The following is a 19,976-nucleotide window of genomic DNA, read 5'->3' on the forward strand; positions in this document are numbered from 1 at the left end:
TGATTCTAAGTTTTTTCATAAGCATATAAAACCAAGTAATTTGGTGATGAAAGTTTTGCAAAAAGAACCCAGTGGCACGAAGACCTTGGTGTAACATATGCTAATTACAATAAATTAAGTGCCTAAATAACTCGTTTTCTAAGTTCTGCAGTGTTCTCAACTCTCAATTAATTTTATCTACGGATACTAGAAAACTAATATAGATTTTTTCTACTCCTGTGATATTATAAGTCTGTAGTTATGAATAAGCAAATATGGATAAGTTGGCGTACGCGATTATAGAGCATGAGTATGACGTAGTGGTAGTAGGTGCAGGTGGAGCAGGACTCAGAACAGCACTTGAAATCGCTGCCACTAATTTTTCAGTTGCTTGCATCTCTAAAATCTTTCCTACGCGCAGTCATACAGTTGCAGCGCAGGGTGGAATCAGTGCAGCTTTAGGGAATATTGCTGAGGACGATTGGCGCTGGCATGCGTATGATACAATAAAAGGATCAGATTGGCTTGGTGATCAAGATGCAATAGAATATATGTGTAAAAACGCTGCTAAGGCTGTTATTGAACTTGAAAATTTTGGTGTGCCTTTTTCTCGCACGGAAAAAGGCACAATATACCAGCGTTCTTTTGGAGGGATGACAACTCATTTTGGTAAAGGAAAATCAGCTCAGCGTACTTGTGCAGCAGCAGATAAAACTGGGCATGCAATTCTTCACACTCTATATCAGCAGTGTCTTAAGTTCAATGTTAAATTTTTTGTTGAATACTTTGTGATTGATTTAATCATGGACAATAAAACCGGAATGTGCTGTGGAGTTTTTGCCTGGTCACTATGTGATGGTACACTGCATAAATTTCGTGCACATGCAGTGGTGATAGCAACAGGTGGATATGGGCGTATTTACTTTTCTGCAACAAGTGCACACACCTGCACAGGTGATGGTAATGGTATGGTAGTGAGAGCCGGGTTGCCACTTGAAGATATGGAGTTTGTGCAATTTCATCCAACAGGAATATATGGCTCAGGATGCTTGATGACAGAAGGATGTCGAGGAGAAGGTGGGTACCTTATTAATTCTCAAGGTGAGAGATTCATGGAGCGCTACGCTTCTAAGGCAAAGGACTTAGCTTCTCGCGATGTGGTAAGTCGTGCAATAACAATTGAAATTAGAGAGGGAAGAGGAGTTGGACCAAAGAAAGATCACATATATTTAGTTATAGCACACCTTGATCCAGAAGTAATAAAACTGAGGCTTCCAGGAATTAGTGAAACCGCAAAGGCTTTTGCAGGAGTTGATGTTACCAAAGATCCAATACCGGTTATTCCAACTGTTCACTATAATATGGGTGGTATTCCAACTAATTATCATGGAGAAGTGATCACGTTGAAAAAAGGTAAGGAAGAAATAGTAGAAGGATTATTTGCAATTGGAGAAGCAGCATGTATTTCTGTACACGGTGCAAATCGACTTGGTTCTAACTCGCTTCTCGATCTTATAGTTTTTGGTAGAGCTGCAGCGCTAAGAGCAAAGGAAAAATTGAAGCTCAATACACCACATAGAAAATTGCACTCAGATTGTACAGATTGGATAGTAGATAGGTTCAATAAGATGAGATTTGCTTCTGGAGGGCTTAAAGTAGCGAAAATACGCAATAAAATGCAGAACACTATGCAAAGATATGCATCTATATTTCGTGTTGCTGAAGTTTTAGAAGAAGGTAAGAAAGCTATAAAAGAAGTAGCAAAAATGATGCTTGATATTGTAATTGAAGATCGCAGTATGATATGGAACAGCGATTTAGTTGAAGCACTAGAACTCGCTAATATGGTTCCACAAGCAGTTATTACTATGGAATGCGCAGCTAACCGCGAAGAAAGCAGAGGTTCTCATGCTCGTGAGGATTTTCCTAAGCGTGATGACAAGAATTGGATGAAGCACACTATGGCGTGGCTTGAAGAAGAGGAAGGCGAAATTAATGTGAAAATTGATTATAAAAAAGTTGCTGAAAAAACTTTGAGTGATGAGATTGACTTCATAGCGCCAGAAGAGAGGATTTATTAAATTGATTGTTGGATTCTAATAGTTCCTTGGTAAATTGGGATATTGATATGCCTTCTATTTTAAAACTAGGTGGGCTTTCAATATATTTTGACTGGTCTTGCAGTTCTTGCGTTTTTTGTTCTTCTAAACCATTAGGTATATTTTTTATTCTTTTGGAAGAATTATTGTATTGTGTATCATTTTTTGGTATCTTACCTTGAGGTATAATTTGTTTTTCTCCAGTAAATTTCCTTTTAGCTTTTTTAAATTTTTCATAAATGTTTTCTAAATTGAAGCAGATGAGGTAACAGATTCCTATAGCTGCTATAGTAGATGATGTAGTAGTAATTGTAATACTTCCCTGAGCAGCACTGAATACTACTGCACAGGTTAGAGCAGCAAATATAAGTGTTATTATTACTTTATAGGCAACATTGTTGACACGCTTCACAATATCACGTACTTTAAATTTCTTACCAAAATTAAGTTTTAAGTTAGTTCTCATGTTATCTGGAATAAGCAATTTACCCATTGACTTCTCTATTCCTTTTATAGTTTGATAATACTCTCTATTCCATAATAGTTTAGGCAATATTAATTGTTTTTGGTCAGCGCCATTCTGCAGTAATTTTACACAGAACTTGATTGTGTTATCACGATTTCTAGGATTGGGAAGATTATGTCTACTTTTTACTGCCTTGGAAATTAACGCTACTTGTATCGGTGTTTGTTTTTTACCATTACTAGCGTTTATAGCTTGACTTAGCTTATTCTCAGGTATATTTGTGCTTTTTACTACTAAATCTAAGCATACAACCTTTTGTTCTCCTTTAAGTGAAGCAATATAGTGTAGAGCATTCCTTTTATTACTATCTTTAACAGTGATGTCAGCACCATTTTCTAATAGTAGTTTTAAGGCTTTATATCTTTTAGTGTTCTCAAAACTTGTCAGTGAAGATTTTTCACTCTTTTTTTGTATGTACTGGAGTAGTTTATGAAAAGGTGTTTGCCCTTCTTGATTCTTTCTATTATTTATGGCATCGATAAATTGTTCTTTTTGACCTACTTTTAGTAATATATTGAGGAATTCGAGCTTTTGTTCTTTTTTCAATTTTGAAATTATTAAATGTAGGGCGTTGTTACCATTTATGTCTTTAAAGCTAACATCCAACCCTTTTTGTAACAATTCTTTAAAAAGTTTTTTATCGTAATTATTAATTGCTGAATGTAATAAATAATTACTATTAATATCTAAAATATTTATAGTGCGTATTATAATATCTTTAATTTTTTTTTCTATATCAGGTTTTTGCTCTGATTTAGGTTGTTTTATTAATTCTGTTGATTTTTCTAAGAAATTATGATAGTATACCTTTTGCTCTTCTTTTAAGCCTTGTAATTCTTCTGTAAATAATTCTAAATTACTATAGTTGGTTTTATGTCTTAACAGTTTTGTGAAGAACTTAAGCGTGTTATTGTTATTCTGGATCATATTGGATTCATGTTTTTCTTCTGTTATCTTGTTGATTAATATCTCCTGAATAGGAGTCTTTCCATCATCTTTGCTACAAATGGACTGTGCTGAGTTTTTTCTGCTAACCGTTTTAATTAGGGTACCTAGGAACTTAAGTTTCTGTTTCCTTTTTAAGAATGCAATGAAGTATAAAGTATTCTTTTCTTCCTTATCTTTTATGCTGCTAATATCCATACAATTTTTTAGATGTTTTTTAAATTTTTTATCATTTTGATTTTTAATTGCTTTCAATAATTGAGTACTATTACTTACTATTATGTTGTTTGTTTCTACTTTATGATCATTTTCAATATCGCTGCCATAGCCATTTTCTAGTTCACTATTTTCACTATTCCTGTGATTGTTTTGCTTGTGGGTAGCAGTACTATTAAAGCAATGTTTGCTATTGTAAGTAATTTCAGAAATTGCTTGTCTTATTTTCTCCTTTTTTATAGGGTCTAGTTCTTTCGATATTTTTCTATTTAATTCTAGAAGAAAGTTCCGGATATAGTATATATAATATTTTTCTTGTTCTCTAAGTGATTCTCTTAATCTAGTCAATACTTCAGGGCTAGCACCTTTTTTGATTAACCTTTTGCCCTTCTTGATAGTTCTATCTTGACTTCTTGGTTTTTCGCGGTTGTACTCTTCTTTTTTTACCTTTCTCTCTATAGCAGTGTATGATTGCTTGTCTTTTTTTTCCTGCTCTCGCCTTTCATTTTTATCTATGTATTCTTTTAATTTATTCGTATTAGTAATTAGTACATTTATGTCTATACCCATGTAAATCCTCAATATCAAAGCTATTTAGTTATCAGTACGGAAGCTTATTTTGTTGAAAATAATAACAAAAAGTTAAATTAAATTTTTAAATTAGCTAAATATTGTATGTATTATCAAAATAAGGTAGAAAAGTAGAAAATTAGTTTTTATTAGAAGATTTGTCATTGTAGCTATAAACTCCACTTTAATGTTCACTGCTATTTTAACCTTTTAATCTTAAAAAAGAATGAACCTAGCTAAGGTGGGTTTCAAAATTACTTTAGCTTAAGTTGTTTTCAAAAAAGTCAAAAAGTGATAATTAAACTTTATTTTTGTGTGTATGAAAATGGTAGCTTTATGGTATATGTTATTTTCAAAAAGGTAAAGATAAGACTTTATCCATATAACTTGTATTTTAATTTGATTGTGTTTTATTAAAAAAACTTTAAATTTAATGAATAATTAATATATGTAAACCTATGACTGAAACTTGGAGTTTATTGCAAGTAGGGCAGAAGGAAAATTATAAAGTAGCATATACAAATGCTCGTATTATTGACCCAGAGACTAAACTTGATATAAAAGGCTCACTGCTAACTGAAGGGAGTAAAATAGTTGATTTTGGTGAATCATTGCTTTTAGATGGAATTCCAAGTGGAATTGACGAGATGGTAGACTGCGAAGGACTTGTTCTGATGCCAGGTCTTATTGATGTTCATGTACATTTTCGTGAACCAGGCCAAGAGCATAAAGAAACTATATATACAGGCAGCAAATCTGCAGCTGCGGGAGGTGTGACAACTGTAGTTTGTCAGCCTAATACTGTTCCAGCAATAGATAGTGTTATTTTGGCTAAGTATTTGAAATGTAGAGCGCTTGAAACTTCACATGTGAACGTTGAATTCTATGCTAAAATTACCACTTCGGAGGAAAGATTAACTGAAATGGCACTTTTAAAAGAAGCAGGTGCAGTTGGATTTACTGACGATGGTATGCCAGTTATGAATCCAATGGTTATGAGACAAGCACTGCTTTATTCAAGTATGCTGAACGTTCCTATTGCTCAACATGCAGAAGATCTAAATTTATCGGCAGGTGGAGCGATCAATGCAGGTAAGATTTCTGAAGAATTGGGAGTAAAGGGAATCTTAAGTGCGTCAGAATCGATTATGGTAAGTCGTGATATACTGCTCATGAAAGATATGGAAAACGTGCACTATCACGTTTTGCATATCTCCTCAAAGGATTCGCTTGATGTGATTAAACGTGCAAAAGATTTAGGGTTAAATGTCACGTGTGAGGTGACTCCTCATCACTTTACTTTAACTGAGGATATAGTAAAACGACATGGAACAATCGCAAAAGTGAACCCCCCACTTCGTTCTGAAGGAGATCGTTTGGCTATGGTTGAAGGTTTAAAAACAGGTGTGATTGATTGTATTGCAACTGATCACGCACCTCATGATCGTGATTCTAAAGATCTACCGTTAGAAAACGCTGCATTTGGCATTGTGGGCCTTGAAACAATTCTTCCCCTTTCACTTGAACTTTATCACAGTGGGCAAATGAGTTTGTTTGATGTATTAGCAAAGCTTACATATAAGCCTGCGGATATAATACATGTACCACGCGGTCGTATACAAAAGAACCTCGCTGCAGACTTAATTTTAGTTGACCTGAATCACGAATGGGAAATTAAGATTGATAGTTTTGCTAGTAAATCAAAAAATTCTCCTTTTGATAAACGCAAGGTAAAAGGGTACACAGTGCGCACTATTGTATCCGGTAAAACCGTATATTCACATGAATGATTCTTTTCACAGAAAGCTTACTCATATAGCTATATAAAATTTTCATTTTTATGTTAATTTATAACTTTTTTGAGCTTGATAATTTTATTGTGAGTATTAAATGCTGTGTAAAAACACTGACTCTTTTCACTATATTTGATTAATTCTAAGGATTCCGTATACTTTCTTTCCATAGTTTTTGCTACTACTTATCCTTTACTTTTTTTAATCTTGCAACGATCCTTTTTCTACCAATAAAAACTAACAACTTAGCAAGTTCAGGACCTGTTTTTGTGCCTGTTAAAGCTAAACGAAGCTGCATAAATAAGTCTTTTGTTTTTGTATCCACTACCTTTCGAATAGCTTTAACCCATTCTGATAATGTGTTTTCATTACAATCACCTTGCGGCAATACATTGAGCGCAATTTTTATAGTCTCCTTATCAAAAATCACAGGTTCTATATCGGATTTGCATATTTGCCACCACTTTGCTACCTCCGAAAACTTTTCTATATTGCTTCTTATAAAATACCAAAACTCCGAAGAGTTTACTCTGATTTGATTTAGACGCTCTTTCACCGCTTTAAATGGCATCTGCTGCAGAGCTTTACTATTTAGCTTATATACTTCACTCAGACTAAATCGGGTAGATGCTGAGCTAAATTTTTTAATGTCAAATGAGTCAATCAAAGATTGCATATCAACATGAGCCTTAATAGGATCTGATGTTCCAAGCTTTGCTAAATAGCTAACGAGCGTAATTGGTTCAATTTCATTTTTTTTGATAAGTCTGATGTCCAATCCACCTTTTCGCTTTGATATCTTGCTATCATTGAAATGTAGCAGAGAAAGGTGAGCAAACGTTGGAGCTTTTGTTTTTAATGCTAGTATTATTTGTATTTGCGCTACAGTGTTAGGTATATGATCTTCCCCACGTATGATATGGGTTATATTAAAATCAATATCATCGATGACAGAGGGTAGCATATATGTATAAATTCCGTCTTCTCTTCTTACTATAGGATCACTGATGTGACTAGTTGCAATATTTATTTTACCTTTAATTTCATCGTCCCATTTAACGATTTCATTTCTATCCAACTTAAATCTAAAATATGGTTTTCGTCCTTCTTGCTCATAACTAGCTTTCTCCTGCTTAGTTAGAAATAGTGCACTTCTATCGTAAATGGGAGGAAGTCCACGTTTTAGTTGCAGTTTGCGTTTAATATCTAGCTCCTTTCTTGTTTCATAGCATGTATAAATATGCCCTTCTTTTACTAACTGCAAAAACACCTCGTTGTAGCGCTCAAAGCGCTCTGATTGCTTAAAATTTAAATCCCAATCTATATTAACCCATTGCAAGTCTTGTATGATGCTATTTATATACTTGATATCTGAACGCTGGAAGTCAGTATCGTCAAAACGAAGCAGAAATTTTCCGTTTTGACTGCGTGTATACATCCAGCAGATAAGTGCGGTGCGAATATTCCCTACATGAAGATAGCCAGTTGGGCTTGGGGCGAATCTTGTTAGCATTTATGTCTCTAGCTTCTTTTAATTTTATATAAATATGCAACTAAAGCAAGAAAAGCAATTTAAGTTTGTGTAAATACTTTGTTTACTAAAAGAGTTTAAGTAGCTAATAGAGATACGAAGCAAAACTATTTAACAGACTTTGCCAGTCTTCTTATTGTGATAGTGAAGGTATTTCAATTATCTTTAACTTGTACAAGGTAAGTGATGGAAATATTACGTAGCTTGTGTCTTACGTTTAACTTTTTGTACTATATGTGCTTTATATCTTTATAAATTTTACCTAAATTTCTAGTTTTTGTCTATGCAGGCTGGGAATGTACTTATAAAGTGTTTAAGACTTTTCAAAAACGCCTATGCTAAAAATAGATAGTTCTAAAGTTTCTCTTGTCTTTTTTTACTTAGTAGATTTCTTAGATATTAAGGCAATTCGTGTGCGGCCATTTGTTTTTACAATAAATGGTGTTATTTCAGCACGTGACGGTAAAATCTGTATTTCTTTTTTCTGAATTTTAGTGTTGAGCTACTTAAATAGTAACTATAAATTCTGTTATCTAAATACTTGACAAGTAACCTAGTTTTTAGTATAATTTTACTTATATGAAGGTTGTAGTGGAAATGATGTTGTGTGAGTATCAATATTGAAGTTGAGTTTTCATTGTGTAACTGCTTGTTAAATCTCTAGCGTTAGTTGCTTAGTGGTGGCTTTTTATGATGCCTTAAATAGCAGTGCTTACACGGTTGCACTTCATATATCAGAGTATGTGCCAACTTGCAAGAAGTGTGAGATGAAAGGTTTGTATATCAAGACTTACGGCTGTCAGATGAATATTTATGACTCCGTTTTAATGGAAAATATGATTAAGCCTTTGGGGTTCAACGTTGTTAGCGATGTAGGAAAAGCTGATTTGGTAATACTAAATACTTGTTACATTAGAGAAAAAGCGGTAGAAAAGCTTTATTCAGAGCTTGGGAAGATTTATTTATCGCGAAAGAATAAGGAAGTTATTATAGTAGTAGCTGGATGTGTAGCACAAGCAGAAGGAAAAGAAGTGTTCAGGAGAGCTCCGTTCGTGTATGCTGTTGTTGGTCCACAGAGTATTGCTACCTTACCAGAGCTGATAGTTAAGGCAAGTAGAGATAAAAACCATGTAGTAAACACTGATTTTCCTGAAATTGCAAAATTTGATAAATTGCCAGGTGAATGCTATGGTAATAGCCAAGGATCTTCCGCATTTCTTTCCATACAAGAGGGTTGTGATAAGTTTTGTACGTTTTGTGTAGTACCTTATACTCGTGGGGTTGAATATTCACGACCAGCGAATGAAATATTTCGTGAAGCGCTGAAATTAGTTGCAAATGGAACGAAGGAAATCAATTTGCTCGGTCAAAATGTTAATGCTTATCGTGGAGAATTCGAAGGGGATGTGTGGGATTTAGGGAAATTGATTAGTCGTATCGCCAAGATTGAAAAGCTAGAAAGAATCCGCTATACGACTTCTCACCCAAGAGATGTGCATGAATCCCTTTACTTGGCGCATGCAGAAGAACCAAAACTCATGCCATTTATTCACCTGCCTGTGCAGTCAGGTTCAAATAAAATATTGCGTGCAATGAATAGGAAGTATACTGTAGAGGAGTATTTAGAAATAATAAATAGGTTTCGCAAATTGAAACCTGAAATTGAATTTTCTTCTGATTTTATTATTGGTTTTCCTGGAGAGACTGAGAGAGATTTTGAGGAAACTATAAAGTTAGTGGAAAAAGTAGGGTATGCTCAAGCTTATAGCTTTAAATATAGTCCAAGACCAGGTACGCCAGGAGCAGAAAAGGAAGATCAAGTGCCAGAAGAAGTTAAAACAGAACGTCTTCTTTGTTTACGGAAGTTAATTAATAAGCAACAGCTTGAGTTTAACCAGAGCATGGTAGGTAAAGCTATACCTGTTTTATTTAGTGATAAAAAAGGTAAACACCAAAACCAAATTATTGGTAAAAGCCCATATATGCAATCAGTGTGTGTGAGTGATCCTGAAGGTAAATATAGAGATAAAATAGTAAATGTGAAAGTACTAGAAGCTTGGCAGAATAGTTTATTAGGAATAAGTTTTAATGATTAGCTCTATTAGCCATTTGTTGGAAAATTATCCTTTTGCTTGAAGTAAAGTACTGCTCTAAAATAAGAGAGGTACTTTTTTTCGTTTACCTCTAGTCAATTATTTTTGGATACTATAGTAATTGTAATTCTTTGTTATGCCAATATATGAAGCTTCGTATAGGGTACTTTTAGGTTATCATTAATTTTTTTCTTTTGCGTTTATGATATGTTGCCTGGATTTCTCTGGAATTGTTGTTCTCATAAAAATGTAAATTATGAGTTGGATTTTTCGTGCCGATGCTTTTATTAGCATTATGAAATCCCTGATAAGATTGTCTTTTTGTTATTACTTTTAGGCATAGTTATTTTCTTAAATATATTTGGTATATTAATATTTATCAATAAATTAACTCTTATAGAGATATGATTTACATTTTTTTGGATTTGTAATTTTTTGCAAAGCTCTATACTCTTTAAGCTTTATTCGGTAAAGCGAGCATGAAGCATTATCCTGGTACAACTAGTAGTCCTAATTTTTCTTTATTAGAAAACGCAATCATAAAATTTTGGCAGGAGAACAAAATTTTTGAGAGATCGGTTGAAGAACGTTCTAAAGATAATTGTTTTGTTTTTTATGATGGACCTCCATTTGCAAATGGGCTCCCTCATTATGGACATTTACTTACTGGTTTTATAAAGGATGCATTTGCAAAATATCAAACTATGCTACAAAAGAGAGTTGAACGTAGATTTGGTTGGGATTGCCATGGGCTACCAGCTGAGATGGGTGCAGAAAAGGAACTTGGAATATCCGGCAGAACTGAAGTGGAAAAATTCGGTATTGAGAAATTCAATAACTATTGTCGTGCTTCTGTGATGAAATTTTCCTTAAAATGGAAGAAGTATATAAATAGGCAAGCAAGGTGGGTAGATTTTTATAATGGCTATAAAACCATGGATAAATCGTTTATGGAGTCAGTTATGTGGGCGTTTAAGCAGCTTTATGATAGAGGTTTAGTGTATGAATCAGTACGCGTTGTTCCATATAGCTGGGCATGTGAAACTCCATTATCTAATTTTGAAACAAGACTTGATAACTCTTACAAAGAAAGGACTAGCAAGGCTGTCACTGTTGCATTTGAGCTTTTGGAGAATCCACAGCAATTGAAGCAAAAATGTAAGTTGCTTGCTTGGACTACAACCCCTTGGACGTTACCAAGTAACTTAGCTTTAGCAATAGGGAAAGATATTGAATATTGTGCGGTATTAGTTCGTTCCTTAGTGTCATTCCAGGATGTGACACTGGAATCTACTTCTGAATTTCAGTGTCGAGGTGCTAAGACTATGGAAGACACTGGAATGACAATGGAGAGTAATAAAGGAAATTTAGTGAGTGATGAGATATATATCTTTGCTAAAAGCTACTTAGAAAGATTTATCGATTACTGTGAAAAAAATAATATTACATATAAAGACTGTAATATAAGGCTTAAAGCAAATGATCTTGTAGGTCTTTCTTATAAACCACTGTTTGATTACTTTAAGGGTACAAGAAATGCGTTTCGCATTTTTATTGCTGATTATGTTATAGGAGGAGATGGTACTGGTGTTGTGCACACTGCTCCTGGATTTGGTGAAGAAGACTTTTACCTTTGCCATGGTCATAATATTCCAGCCGTTTGTCCAATTGATGATAGTGGTAAATTTACTGTTGAAGTTCCAGATTTAGCTGGAGTTCATGTTTTTGATGCCAGCGATATGGTAATAAGGAAATTGAAGAAACAAGGAAACTGGTTCAAAACTGAGCAATATATTCACAATTATCCACACTGCTGGAGAACTGATACTCCTTTAATCTATCGTGCTATGCCCTCTTGGTATATTGCTGTGACAAAGTTTAAGAGGAGGATGATGGAGCTAAACAAAAGAGTTAATTGGATACCAAATCATATAAGAGATGGTCAATTTGGAAAATGGCTTGAAGGAGCACATGATTGGTCAATTTCACGTAATCGGTTTTGGGGTACACCAATTCCTGTATGGAAATCGGATGATGCAAGGTATCCAAGAGTGGATGTGTATGGTTCAATAGCAGAACTGGAGCGAGATTTTAATGTTAAAATAGATGATTTGCACAGACCATTTATCGATTCTTTAACAAGACCAAATCCTGATGATCCAACGAAAAAATCAGTTATGCGCCGTATATCCGACGTGTTTGACTGCTGGTTTGAGTCTGGCTCAATGCCGTTTGCACAAGTCCACTATCCGTTTGAAAATAAGAAATGGTTTAGAGATAATTTCCCTGCAGATTTTATAACTGAATATATAGCGCAAACAAGAGGGTGGTTCTATACGCTTTTTGTGTTATCCACTGCTTTGTTTGACAGTGAACCATTTAAGAATTGCATATGTCACGGTGTAGTTCTGGATATAAAAGGACAGAAATTATCTAAGCGTTTAAATAATTATGTAGACCCAATGGAGGTTTTTGATAGGTATGGTTCTGATGCGCTGCGCTTTCTTATGCTGTCTAATTCCATTGTCTGTGGTGGTGATTTACTACTTGATAAAGAAGGAAACTTGATACGAGATGTCTTAAGGAACGTGATAAAACCTATTTGGAGTAGTTATCACTTCTTTACTATGTATGCGAATGCAGATGAAATTAAAGCTGAAGTTTGTAAAGATTATCAAAGTACTATCGATTGTTACATGATCTCTAAGTGTTTTGAAGCTATAGAAAGCATCCAAATTTCTATGAACAACTATAATTCTCAAGGAGCTTGCAAAGTTCTGATAGATTTTTTTGAAGTGCTAAATAACTGGTATATTCGTCGCAATCGTAGGCGTTTTTGGAAAAGTGGTCTAGACCAGAACAAAATTGATGCTTATAATGTCTTATATACAGTTTTTTATTATATATTAAAAGCCGCGGCTCCTTTATTGCCGTTTATAACAGAGACTATATGGCAGGGGCTTAAGTATGAAGAAACATCTGTTCATTTAGCTGATTTTCCACAGTTAGAAAAGTATGATAGTGAGTTTATTATCAAAATGGATTTGGTAAGAGAGGTGTGCAATGCTGCACTTTCTATCAGAAATACTTTTAATATGCGTATCAGGCAACCACTTAGCAGCATGACAATTTATCATCAATTTTTTTGTGGTTTTTTTGAAGATAATTATCAGGAGATGATAAAGGATGAGGTGAATATAAAAAGCTTAGAATTAGTAAACAGGCTTGAAGATATTGCATCATTAGAGTTAAAACTAAATTTCCCACTACTTGGAAAGAAGATCCCAAACAAAATCAAGAAGCTAGTTCAATATGTTAAAGAGGGGAAATGGAGGCAGATTGAAGATGAACAAGTATTTTTAGGGGATAAGTTAGAAAACTATGTTATAGGAAAAGGTGAGTATGAACTATTACTAAAAGTAAATAGAAAATATTCTGCTGTATTTGATAACAACAAAGGGGTTGTTGTCTTAAACACTGAACTAAATGATGAATTAATTCTAGAAGGACTTGCGAGAGATGTAGTGAGGCTTATTCAGGAAACTAGAAAACAAGCTGGTTTTCATATATCCGATAGAATTAGAGTAATAGTCAAAACAAAGGATGAGGGAATTAAAAAAGCGGTGGATACATGGAGTGGGTATATAAAAGAGCAAACTCTTGCCTCATCTTTAGAGGTTAGTGTAGAAATAGAAGCCGATTTCTATTTTAAGGAATATCAAAATTTAATAATTGGTGTCAGATTAAATTATTAAGTAGTTGAAAATTATCATTATTTATGCAACACTTAAGTTGCTTCAAATGAGGTTACGGTATGAATATAGCTGTTAAAGTTGATAACTTAAATGACTATAATGGGGGTAGTTTAGATAAAAAAGAGTCTGTTGTTACTTTAGGAGAGCAGGATAATTTGAAGAAGAAGGATAATGTTGTTGATTTTAGTATCCCGCTGAGTATATTTCATTATAAAGGTTATAACTCTGATTTTTTTACTTCCTGGTATAATGTATCAAGTGAAATATTCAAAGAAATAAGTAGTGCTTGCCCAGAAAAACGAATATTAAATTTAGCTTTGTCGGTTTTGATGCTTCCTTATGTTGCTTCTGTTGCATTAGTATTGGTCATGTATAACAGATTCAAGGTAGACGATAAAACACAGATCAGTTTTAGGAAGAATAAAACAAAAAAAAGTGAAATAGGTAAAAGTGTACCAAAGAGATTGGCATATGGTGTTCTTATTATGATAGTGATTCTTGTTAATATGGCTGCGCTTATGGCATTAATTATTCCTGCAATGTTCGCTTTAGCGACTTTTTATTTTTTAAATAGAGAATTATCTCATTCTTTGATTGCTGCTTTTAGAATAAGAATTGGGTTGTATCATAATAAGCACCGAAATATTAGAGTATCTTTTCATGAAACAAATCATGAGATAGAAGTTTTTAATCCGAACATTGCGTGGAATGTGGAGATTAAGTTCCCACCACAATTTGAACAGTTGCTTAAAGATTTATATGAAGATGAAAATAGTAATCTGTTTGTTACACAAGATGCAGAGCATAGTACTATACTGAAGCTGTCAGCCAATGTCCACTTAAAAAATGGTCTTGTGCGTTTGTATAGTGAGATTAGGAATGTGGTTGCGAAGTCAATTCAAGAATTTGCAAAGAATATTGAAAAACTGGTAAAACTGGAAAAAAAGGATATTACATATGATAAGCTAAGAAAGTTGTTGAATGAGTTCAGATTGAAGGTGGTGGATAGTGTAGATTTTAAGTTGACAAGTTACTTAATACAGGATGCTTATAAAGTTGCCTTTATACAGGCAATCAAAATCGCACAAAGGGAAAGAGAAAAAAGAGGAGGGTTAAATATAGAAGAAAGACTGAGAGAAATATTAGTAGAACAGGAATTGAAGAGTCAAGGTAAGGAGTTACCGACTGAGAAAGAGATGATAATAAAGGATTTAAAAATATCAAATAACTTAAGAAATGGTGCACTTCCTTTGTTTAGAGCAAAGTGGAAACAGCGTGTGGCTGGTGGGATAATTGGTGTTTATAGTGAGATATATCCTCAGGAAACAAAAAAAGCTGTCTCTAAGGCTGGAAATTTGATTGCAGGGTTGAAAGAAAAAGGAGAACGAAAGTATTATGAGATAAAAGAGGAATTAAAGATGATGTACCCAAAGATATATAAAGCCTTGAGAAAGAATAGTAATTCAGTAAGCAATAACCTAAGAAAAAGACTTGAGGATATTTTTAAATTTGAACTTACTAATCAATACGTTTATCGAGAATTAATAAAATCGAAAATAAGAAAAGCTGAAGTTATATTAAATCAATCAGATTTAACGATTGATGTAAAGCAGGGTCTACTTAGTGAATTCTGTGACTTGAATATAAATATGTGTTCTTATCACAAAGTAAACCTTTTGGTAGAGAAAATGTATTCAGAAATAGCGAAATGTAAAACTCAAAGTTTATTTCAAGAGCAAGGGAAGAGTATAAGGGACATAGAAGATAATACTGGCGCATTCATGCTATTTGATGAAAAAGATGAAGAACTTTTAGTGAATAGGATAGTTTCTTATCGAGAAGAGATAGGAAAATATTTAACGCAACCTGTAGAATTGAAGAAAGTGATAGAAAAGCAGAATAAGAGTTTGGGTAGTGAGAAAAATAGTAAAGAGAAGGAATCTTTAAGTATAGAGTTAGTGGAGTTATGCTTGAAAAATAATCAAGAAATTCTAGAAACATTAGAACGATTAGGATTAGAGAAAGAGGGGTTATTGATAAATGAGAAAACAGAAAACGATTACAGGGAAGAACTAACGTCTCGCGAAAAAATAAGATTTGCAGTAATAGAAGACGATTTGTTTAAGGTATGTAAGCAAGAGGCTTTTAATGAAGAGGAAATCAAGAAGTTATTAGAAAGAGCAGAACTTGAATGCTGTTTGGCAGAAAAATGTATCAAGTATCCTGTGATTAAAACAAAAGATAATATCAAACATTTTTGTCAGGCTTTATTGTCTCCTTTGATAGGTATTTTAATGGAAAGTATAGTAAATAATGTACCAAAAAATATATCGAAAGATTATAAAAATAATTTGTTAGATCAGGGTTGGAGTTGGGTATATAGAAAGGTGATAAAACCTGCACAGATTGCTTTGAATTATAATAAGCTTGGGTTATCAGCTATCGGAGATAAAAATAGTGTAGAAGGAAAAGCGTTAGATTCGGCACATAGTACTTATAAGGAGGTGGAGACATTGCTTCAATATTTTGAATCAAGTTATGAGAAAGTAGGAGCTTTATTAGGTAATGTATTTTCTGATGATGGAGAGACCTTTAAAAAAAACATATGGCCTCAAATAAAAGAGCATTTATGTAGTATGTGGAATAGATTTTTTAAGGATATTGAGTTTACACTGATTAATGAAGGTAAGAACATCTATCGAGAAGCAGAAGAGACGGTAAAAACTAAGTTGAGTGAACTTTGTAACATAGGAGTACAACAACAAGCTCTACCATATAATACACTATCTTGCTAAGTAGTTAGAAATAGCTATGATAATATCACTACTGCTATTACAGCTTGTTTGAGCAAGTTCAACATTTCCACCACAGTCTCTTCCAGTTATGGTAGATACTAACTCTTTTGCACTGATTTTATCAGTTAGGTCTTTACTTATTTTTACAATCAGAACTGTTTTATTGGGCTTCTTGTTTAGTGAGAAATTAGCAACTTCACTTGGCATTATTTCAGTGTATGTTGCTGGAATGATGGAGGATTGTAAAAGTGTTTTGTTTTTTCCAGTTGCTGTAAAAGCTATTATTGTTTTTGGTTTTTGTTGTTGCAGGACAAATTCTCTTATTATGTTTACTGGAATGTCAGTAAAAGCATGACTTATAAAATATATCCCATTTATTTTAGTGCTTTTTATGTTTTCTACTTCTATGAGTTTTTTATAAAGGCTTTTTATTTTAGCTTTGGATTCTTTATATTCTTGATTTAGAATATTTAGTCGGTTTATTATTTCACTTGTTGGCGCTTTTATGGATTTTGCAACTTTTTTTAAGTTAATTTCATTATTACGTACATAATTAATTGCCTCTTGGCCAGTTAAAGCTTCAATTCTTCTTATTCCAGATGCAATAGAACATTCTGTTACTATTTTAAACAAACCAATTTCTCCAGTGCGTTTCACGTGCGTTCCACCACATAATTCTTTCGAATCTCCAATGTTTACAACTCTAACCTGATTATCATATTTTTTGCCAAACAACGCAATAGCTCCTTCGTTCATTGCCTGATTTATGTTCTGAATTTTTGTAAATGTGGAGAGGTCTTCTCTTATTAAGGAGTTTATCATATCTTCTATTGAAAATAGCTGATTTTGAGTGATTTGAGTGTTATGACTAAAGTCGAATCTTAATCTATCTGATGCAGCTAAGGAGCCTTTTTGGGTAATTTGATCACCTAAGGTTTTTCTCAGTGCAAAGTGCAGAAGATGTGTGGCTGAGTGGTTTCTTCTCAAGCTTTGCCTTCTTCCTTTATCAATAGTTGCTGTAACTATGTCACCTTTACAAATTGAGCCAGATTTAACTATGCACCTGTGGAAATATAAGTCTTTAATTTTGTTGGTATTTTCTACTGTAACTATACCTTGAGTAATATAATTTGTAGTGCATGATTGGTTGTTTTTTTTTTGAATCTCAGTGTTTGACACTGGAATGGTAATAAGTAACTCTCCAATATCCCCTGCTTGTCCACCTGACTCACCATAAAAAGGTGTTTTATCAAGTATGATAGTTACCTTTTCTCCTTTTTGTGCAGAATCAATAACTTTGTTTTCAGGGGAGATTATGGCTAGTACTTTTGCATCCTTTGCTTCATTAGAAGTATAACCAATGAATTCTGTTTTGTCAAATTTATTAATCAAATCAACCCATGTTTGCTTAACTGACTTTTCACTGGATTCTATCCATTTAACACGTGCCCTTTTTTTCTGTTCTTCCATTGCGTTATTAAAACCTTTTTGGTCGAAATTTATTTTTCTCTCTTTTAGAAGATCGAGTGTGATATCTAAAGGGAATCCATAAGTGTCATATAACTTAAACGCTGATTTTCCTGATAGAGTATCGCCTGGTTTTAAATCTGCAGTAAATTTTTCCAAAAGATTAATACCTTTTACTAAAGTATCTTTAAAGTTCTCTTCTTCTGATTTTAACGTCATTTCTATTAAGCTTTTAGCTCTGATTAACTCAGGGTAAACATCTCCCATATAAGCTGAGCTTGAACTATCTATTAACACCGGAAAAATGTGATGAAGAAGGGGGTTGTTATATCCAAGCTGGTGGATATAACGTGCAGCTCTCCTGATTAATCTGCGTAACACATAGTTTCTACCTTCACTTCCAGGAAGTATTCCTTCTGCAATTAGAAATGCAGCTGAACGAAGATGGTCTGCGATAATCTTATGAGCTACTTTATTTTTTATATTTCCACAATATTCTTGTGATTTACTTATTATAGCAGAAAATAGATCAATATCATAATTATCGTGAACGTTTTGCATCACAGCAGCTATTCTCTCAAGACCCATTCCAGTATCGATGCATTTTTTTTGCAATTTTTGTAAATTGCCTTCTTCATCCTTGTTAAATTCCATGAATACCAAATTCCAGATTTCAACAATTCTATCATCGTCTTGTAAGCTGGACTCTGCATGATCGTAAAAAATTTCAGAACATGGCCCACATGGGCCAGTATTGCCCATGCTCCAGAAATTATCGTCTGTTGTAATTCTTATGATTTTGTCATTCGAAAAACCGCTTATTTTATGCCAAATCTCATATGATTCATCATCAGTATGATAAATAGTTATGGATAATCTGCTTTTATCAAGAGATAGTTCTTCAGTAATAAATTTCCATGCGAGTTCTATTGCTGTTTCTTTGAAGTAATCACCAAAGCTGAAGTTCCCAAGCATTTCAAAGAATGTGTGATGTCTAGTTGTATAACCAACGTTTTCTAGATCATTATGTTTACCGCCAGCCCTTAGGCACTTTTGACTCGAAACAGCACGTTCTAATTCATTTTTTTGTAAATCAGTGAAGCAGTTTTTAAACTGTACCATACCAGCATTTGTGAACATGAGTGTTGGGTCATGCTCTAGAATTAAAGGAGAGGAAGGAATCTGCTTGTGATTATTATTTACAAAAAATTTTATAAACCTTTCCCTAATTTCGTTTAGCTTCATCGTTTTATTGAAGTTATTTATGAATAATAAGTTGTAATGAGGATAAAAATCAATGTATCGATCTATATTTAATATATATTATTTAGTGTAACAGAAATTATCTTTAGATAAAGATTTTAGTAAAAAGGTTGTACTTTCAGGTGGTTTATCTCTAGTATAAAAAGATGTTTGTTAATTTGAGTAATATTTTCATAAATTAATTTGGAGAGTATAAAATATCTATGAAATTATTACCAGGCAATGTAAGATAGATATGGACTAATGAAAGGTTAAATTGATTTAATCATTTAATTGTAAGCGATGAAGTAAAAATTAATTGTTCTTTTATGTTTAGTATTTATGTAATTTTTCAAATTGAAGTAAGCGGGTAAGGATCATAAAAAATTTTATGATATTTAGTAATCTCAATAATCGATGATTAGTAAATTTTACAATAAATTGCCTAGCACTAATACTGGTTAAGTTAAGTAGTAAAGCATAGCCTATATCCTTAGTAGGAACAAAGAACGTTAAGCATGGTACTTATAGTAGTAAAGATTTAATACAATAAAAGAAGAGATAAGTGCTACTGAAAATATGCAAGGTAGCCAATGACCAATTGTGGAAAGTGTTAGAATTGATAATACAACAGCAAAGTCATCTTATTTTAATAAATTAGAAGAGTCCACTATTGAAGGAGTCAAGTATATGGTACAGGCTATTAGGGGAGTTAATGTTACTAATATTATAATAACAAAATTTTCTAATTTAAATCAACGGAAAGAGTCTATTGCTAGAAAGATTAACTGTGGAAATGTGTGAAAATAGAGTGAATATATCATATAGAATTAGCTTCTTTAAAACAGTAAGAGGTTTTACTTTGCATTGAATGAAATGAGCGAGGAAATTAGAGGTATAATGAAAGGAAAAAAGGTTTAATACTAATAAGAATTGCGGTTGAAAATGTAATAGATATTGTTTTT

Annotated in this window: 9 protein-coding genes; 6 read left to right on the forward strand and 3 right to left on the reverse strand. The window is 33.2% G+C overall.

Going from position 1 to position 19,976, the window contains the following annotated elements; translation table 11 throughout:
- Positions 1-254: 254 nt before the first annotated feature.
- Complete coding sequence (gene sdhA, locus WOO_RS01690) at positions 255-2,060, forward strand: succinate dehydrogenase flavoprotein subunit (protein ID WP_014868957.1); 1,806 nt, start codon at positions 255-257, stop codon at positions 2,058-2,060.
- Here the strand turns inward: sdhA and WOO_RS01695 are convergent.
- Entirely contained in the window at positions 2,032-4,335 is a 2,304-nt protein-coding gene (locus WOO_RS01695) for an ankyrin repeat domain-containing protein (protein ID WP_014868958.1), read from the reverse strand. The genes sdhA and WOO_RS01695 overlap by 29 nt on opposite strands.
- Positions 4,336-4,793: 458 nt before the next feature.
- On the opposite strand from WOO_RS01695, the gene WOO_RS01700 reads away from it, so the two are divergent.
- A complete protein-coding gene (locus WOO_RS01700) occupies positions 4,794-6,125 on the forward strand; it encodes a dihydroorotase (protein WP_014868959.1) in 1,332 nt (443 codons plus the stop codon).
- 184 nt (positions 6,126-6,309) lie between these two features.
- Here WOO_RS01700 and gltX read toward each other — a convergent pair whose 3' ends face one another.
- A complete protein-coding gene (gltX, locus tag WOO_RS01705; RefSeq protein ID WP_014868960.1) occupies positions 6,310-7,641 on the reverse strand; it encodes a glutamate--tRNA ligase in 1,332 nt (443 codons plus the stop codon).
- A gap of 785 nt (positions 7,642-8,426) precedes the next feature.
- Here gltX and miaB point away from each other — a divergent pair.
- From miaB to WOO_RS01720, 3 genes are all read left to right on the forward strand, one after another.
- Positions 8,427-9,755 carry a tRNA (N6-isopentenyl adenosine(37)-C2)-methylthiotransferase MiaB gene (gene miaB / locus WOO_RS01710; protein ID WP_044135481.1) on the forward strand — a complete coding sequence of 443 codons (1,329 nt, stop codon included), beginning with the start codon at positions 8,427-8,429 and terminating at the stop codon, positions 9,753-9,755.
- A gap of 476 nt (positions 9,756-10,231) precedes the next feature.
- Positions 10,232-13,507, forward strand: coding sequence for a class I tRNA ligase family protein (locus WOO_RS01715; protein WP_014868962.1), 3,276 nt, complete (start codon positions 10,232-10,234; stop codon positions 13,505-13,507).
- Between the two features lie 59 nt (positions 13,508-13,566).
- Entirely contained in the window at positions 13,567-16,302 is a 2,736-nt protein-coding gene (locus WOO_RS01720; RefSeq protein ID WP_014868963.1) for a hypothetical protein, read from the forward strand.
- Here WOO_RS01720 and alaS read toward each other — a convergent pair.
- Entirely contained in the window at positions 16,291-19,014 is a 2,724-nt protein-coding gene (gene alaS / locus WOO_RS01725; RefSeq protein ID WP_014868964.1) for an alanine--tRNA ligase, read from the reverse strand. The two genes, WOO_RS01720 and alaS, sit on opposite strands and share 12 nt — an antisense overlap.
- Positions 19,015-19,614: 600 nt before the next feature.
- Between alaS and WOO_RS01730 the strand changes: the two genes are divergently transcribed.
- Positions 19,615-19,815, forward strand: coding sequence for a hypothetical protein (locus tag WOO_RS01730; protein ID WP_014868965.1), 201 nt, complete (start codon positions 19,615-19,617; stop codon positions 19,813-19,815).
- The last annotated feature ends 161 nt before the right edge of the window (positions 19,816-19,976 follow it).

It is taken from the genome of Wolbachia endosymbiont of Onchocerca ochengi, assembly GCF_000306885.1.
Lineage (GTDB): Bacteria > Pseudomonadota > Alphaproteobacteria > Rickettsiales > Anaplasmataceae > Wolbachia.

Coding starts and splice junctions, on each gene's coding strand:
- WOO_RS01700 (WP_014868959.1), top strand. CDS start 4,794: ATGACTGAAACTTGGAGTTTATTGCAAGTAGGGCAGAAGGAAAATTAT.
- WOO_RS01695 (WP_014868958.1), bottom strand. CDS start 4,335: ATGGGTATAGACATAAATGTACTAATTACTAATACGAATAAATTAAAA.
- alaS (WP_014868964.1), bottom strand. CDS start 19,014: ATGAAGCTAAACGAAATTAGGGAAAGGTTTATAAAATTTTTTGTAAAT.
- WOO_RS01720 (WP_014868963.1), top strand. CDS start 13,567: ATGAATATAGCTGTTAAAGTTGATAACTTAAATGACTATAATGGGGGT.
- WOO_RS01715 (WP_014868962.1), top strand. CDS start 10,232: ATGAAGCATTATCCTGGTACAACTAGTAGTCCTAATTTTTCTTTATTA.
- sdhA (WP_014868957.1), top strand. CDS start 255: ATGGATAAGTTGGCGTACGCGATTATAGAGCATGAGTATGACGTAGTG.
- miaB (WP_044135481.1), top strand. CDS start 8,427: ATGAAAGGTTTGTATATCAAGACTTACGGCTGTCAGATGAATATTTAT.
- gltX (WP_014868960.1), bottom strand. CDS start 7,641: ATGCTAACAAGATTCGCCCCAAGCCCAACTGGCTATCTTCATGTAGGG.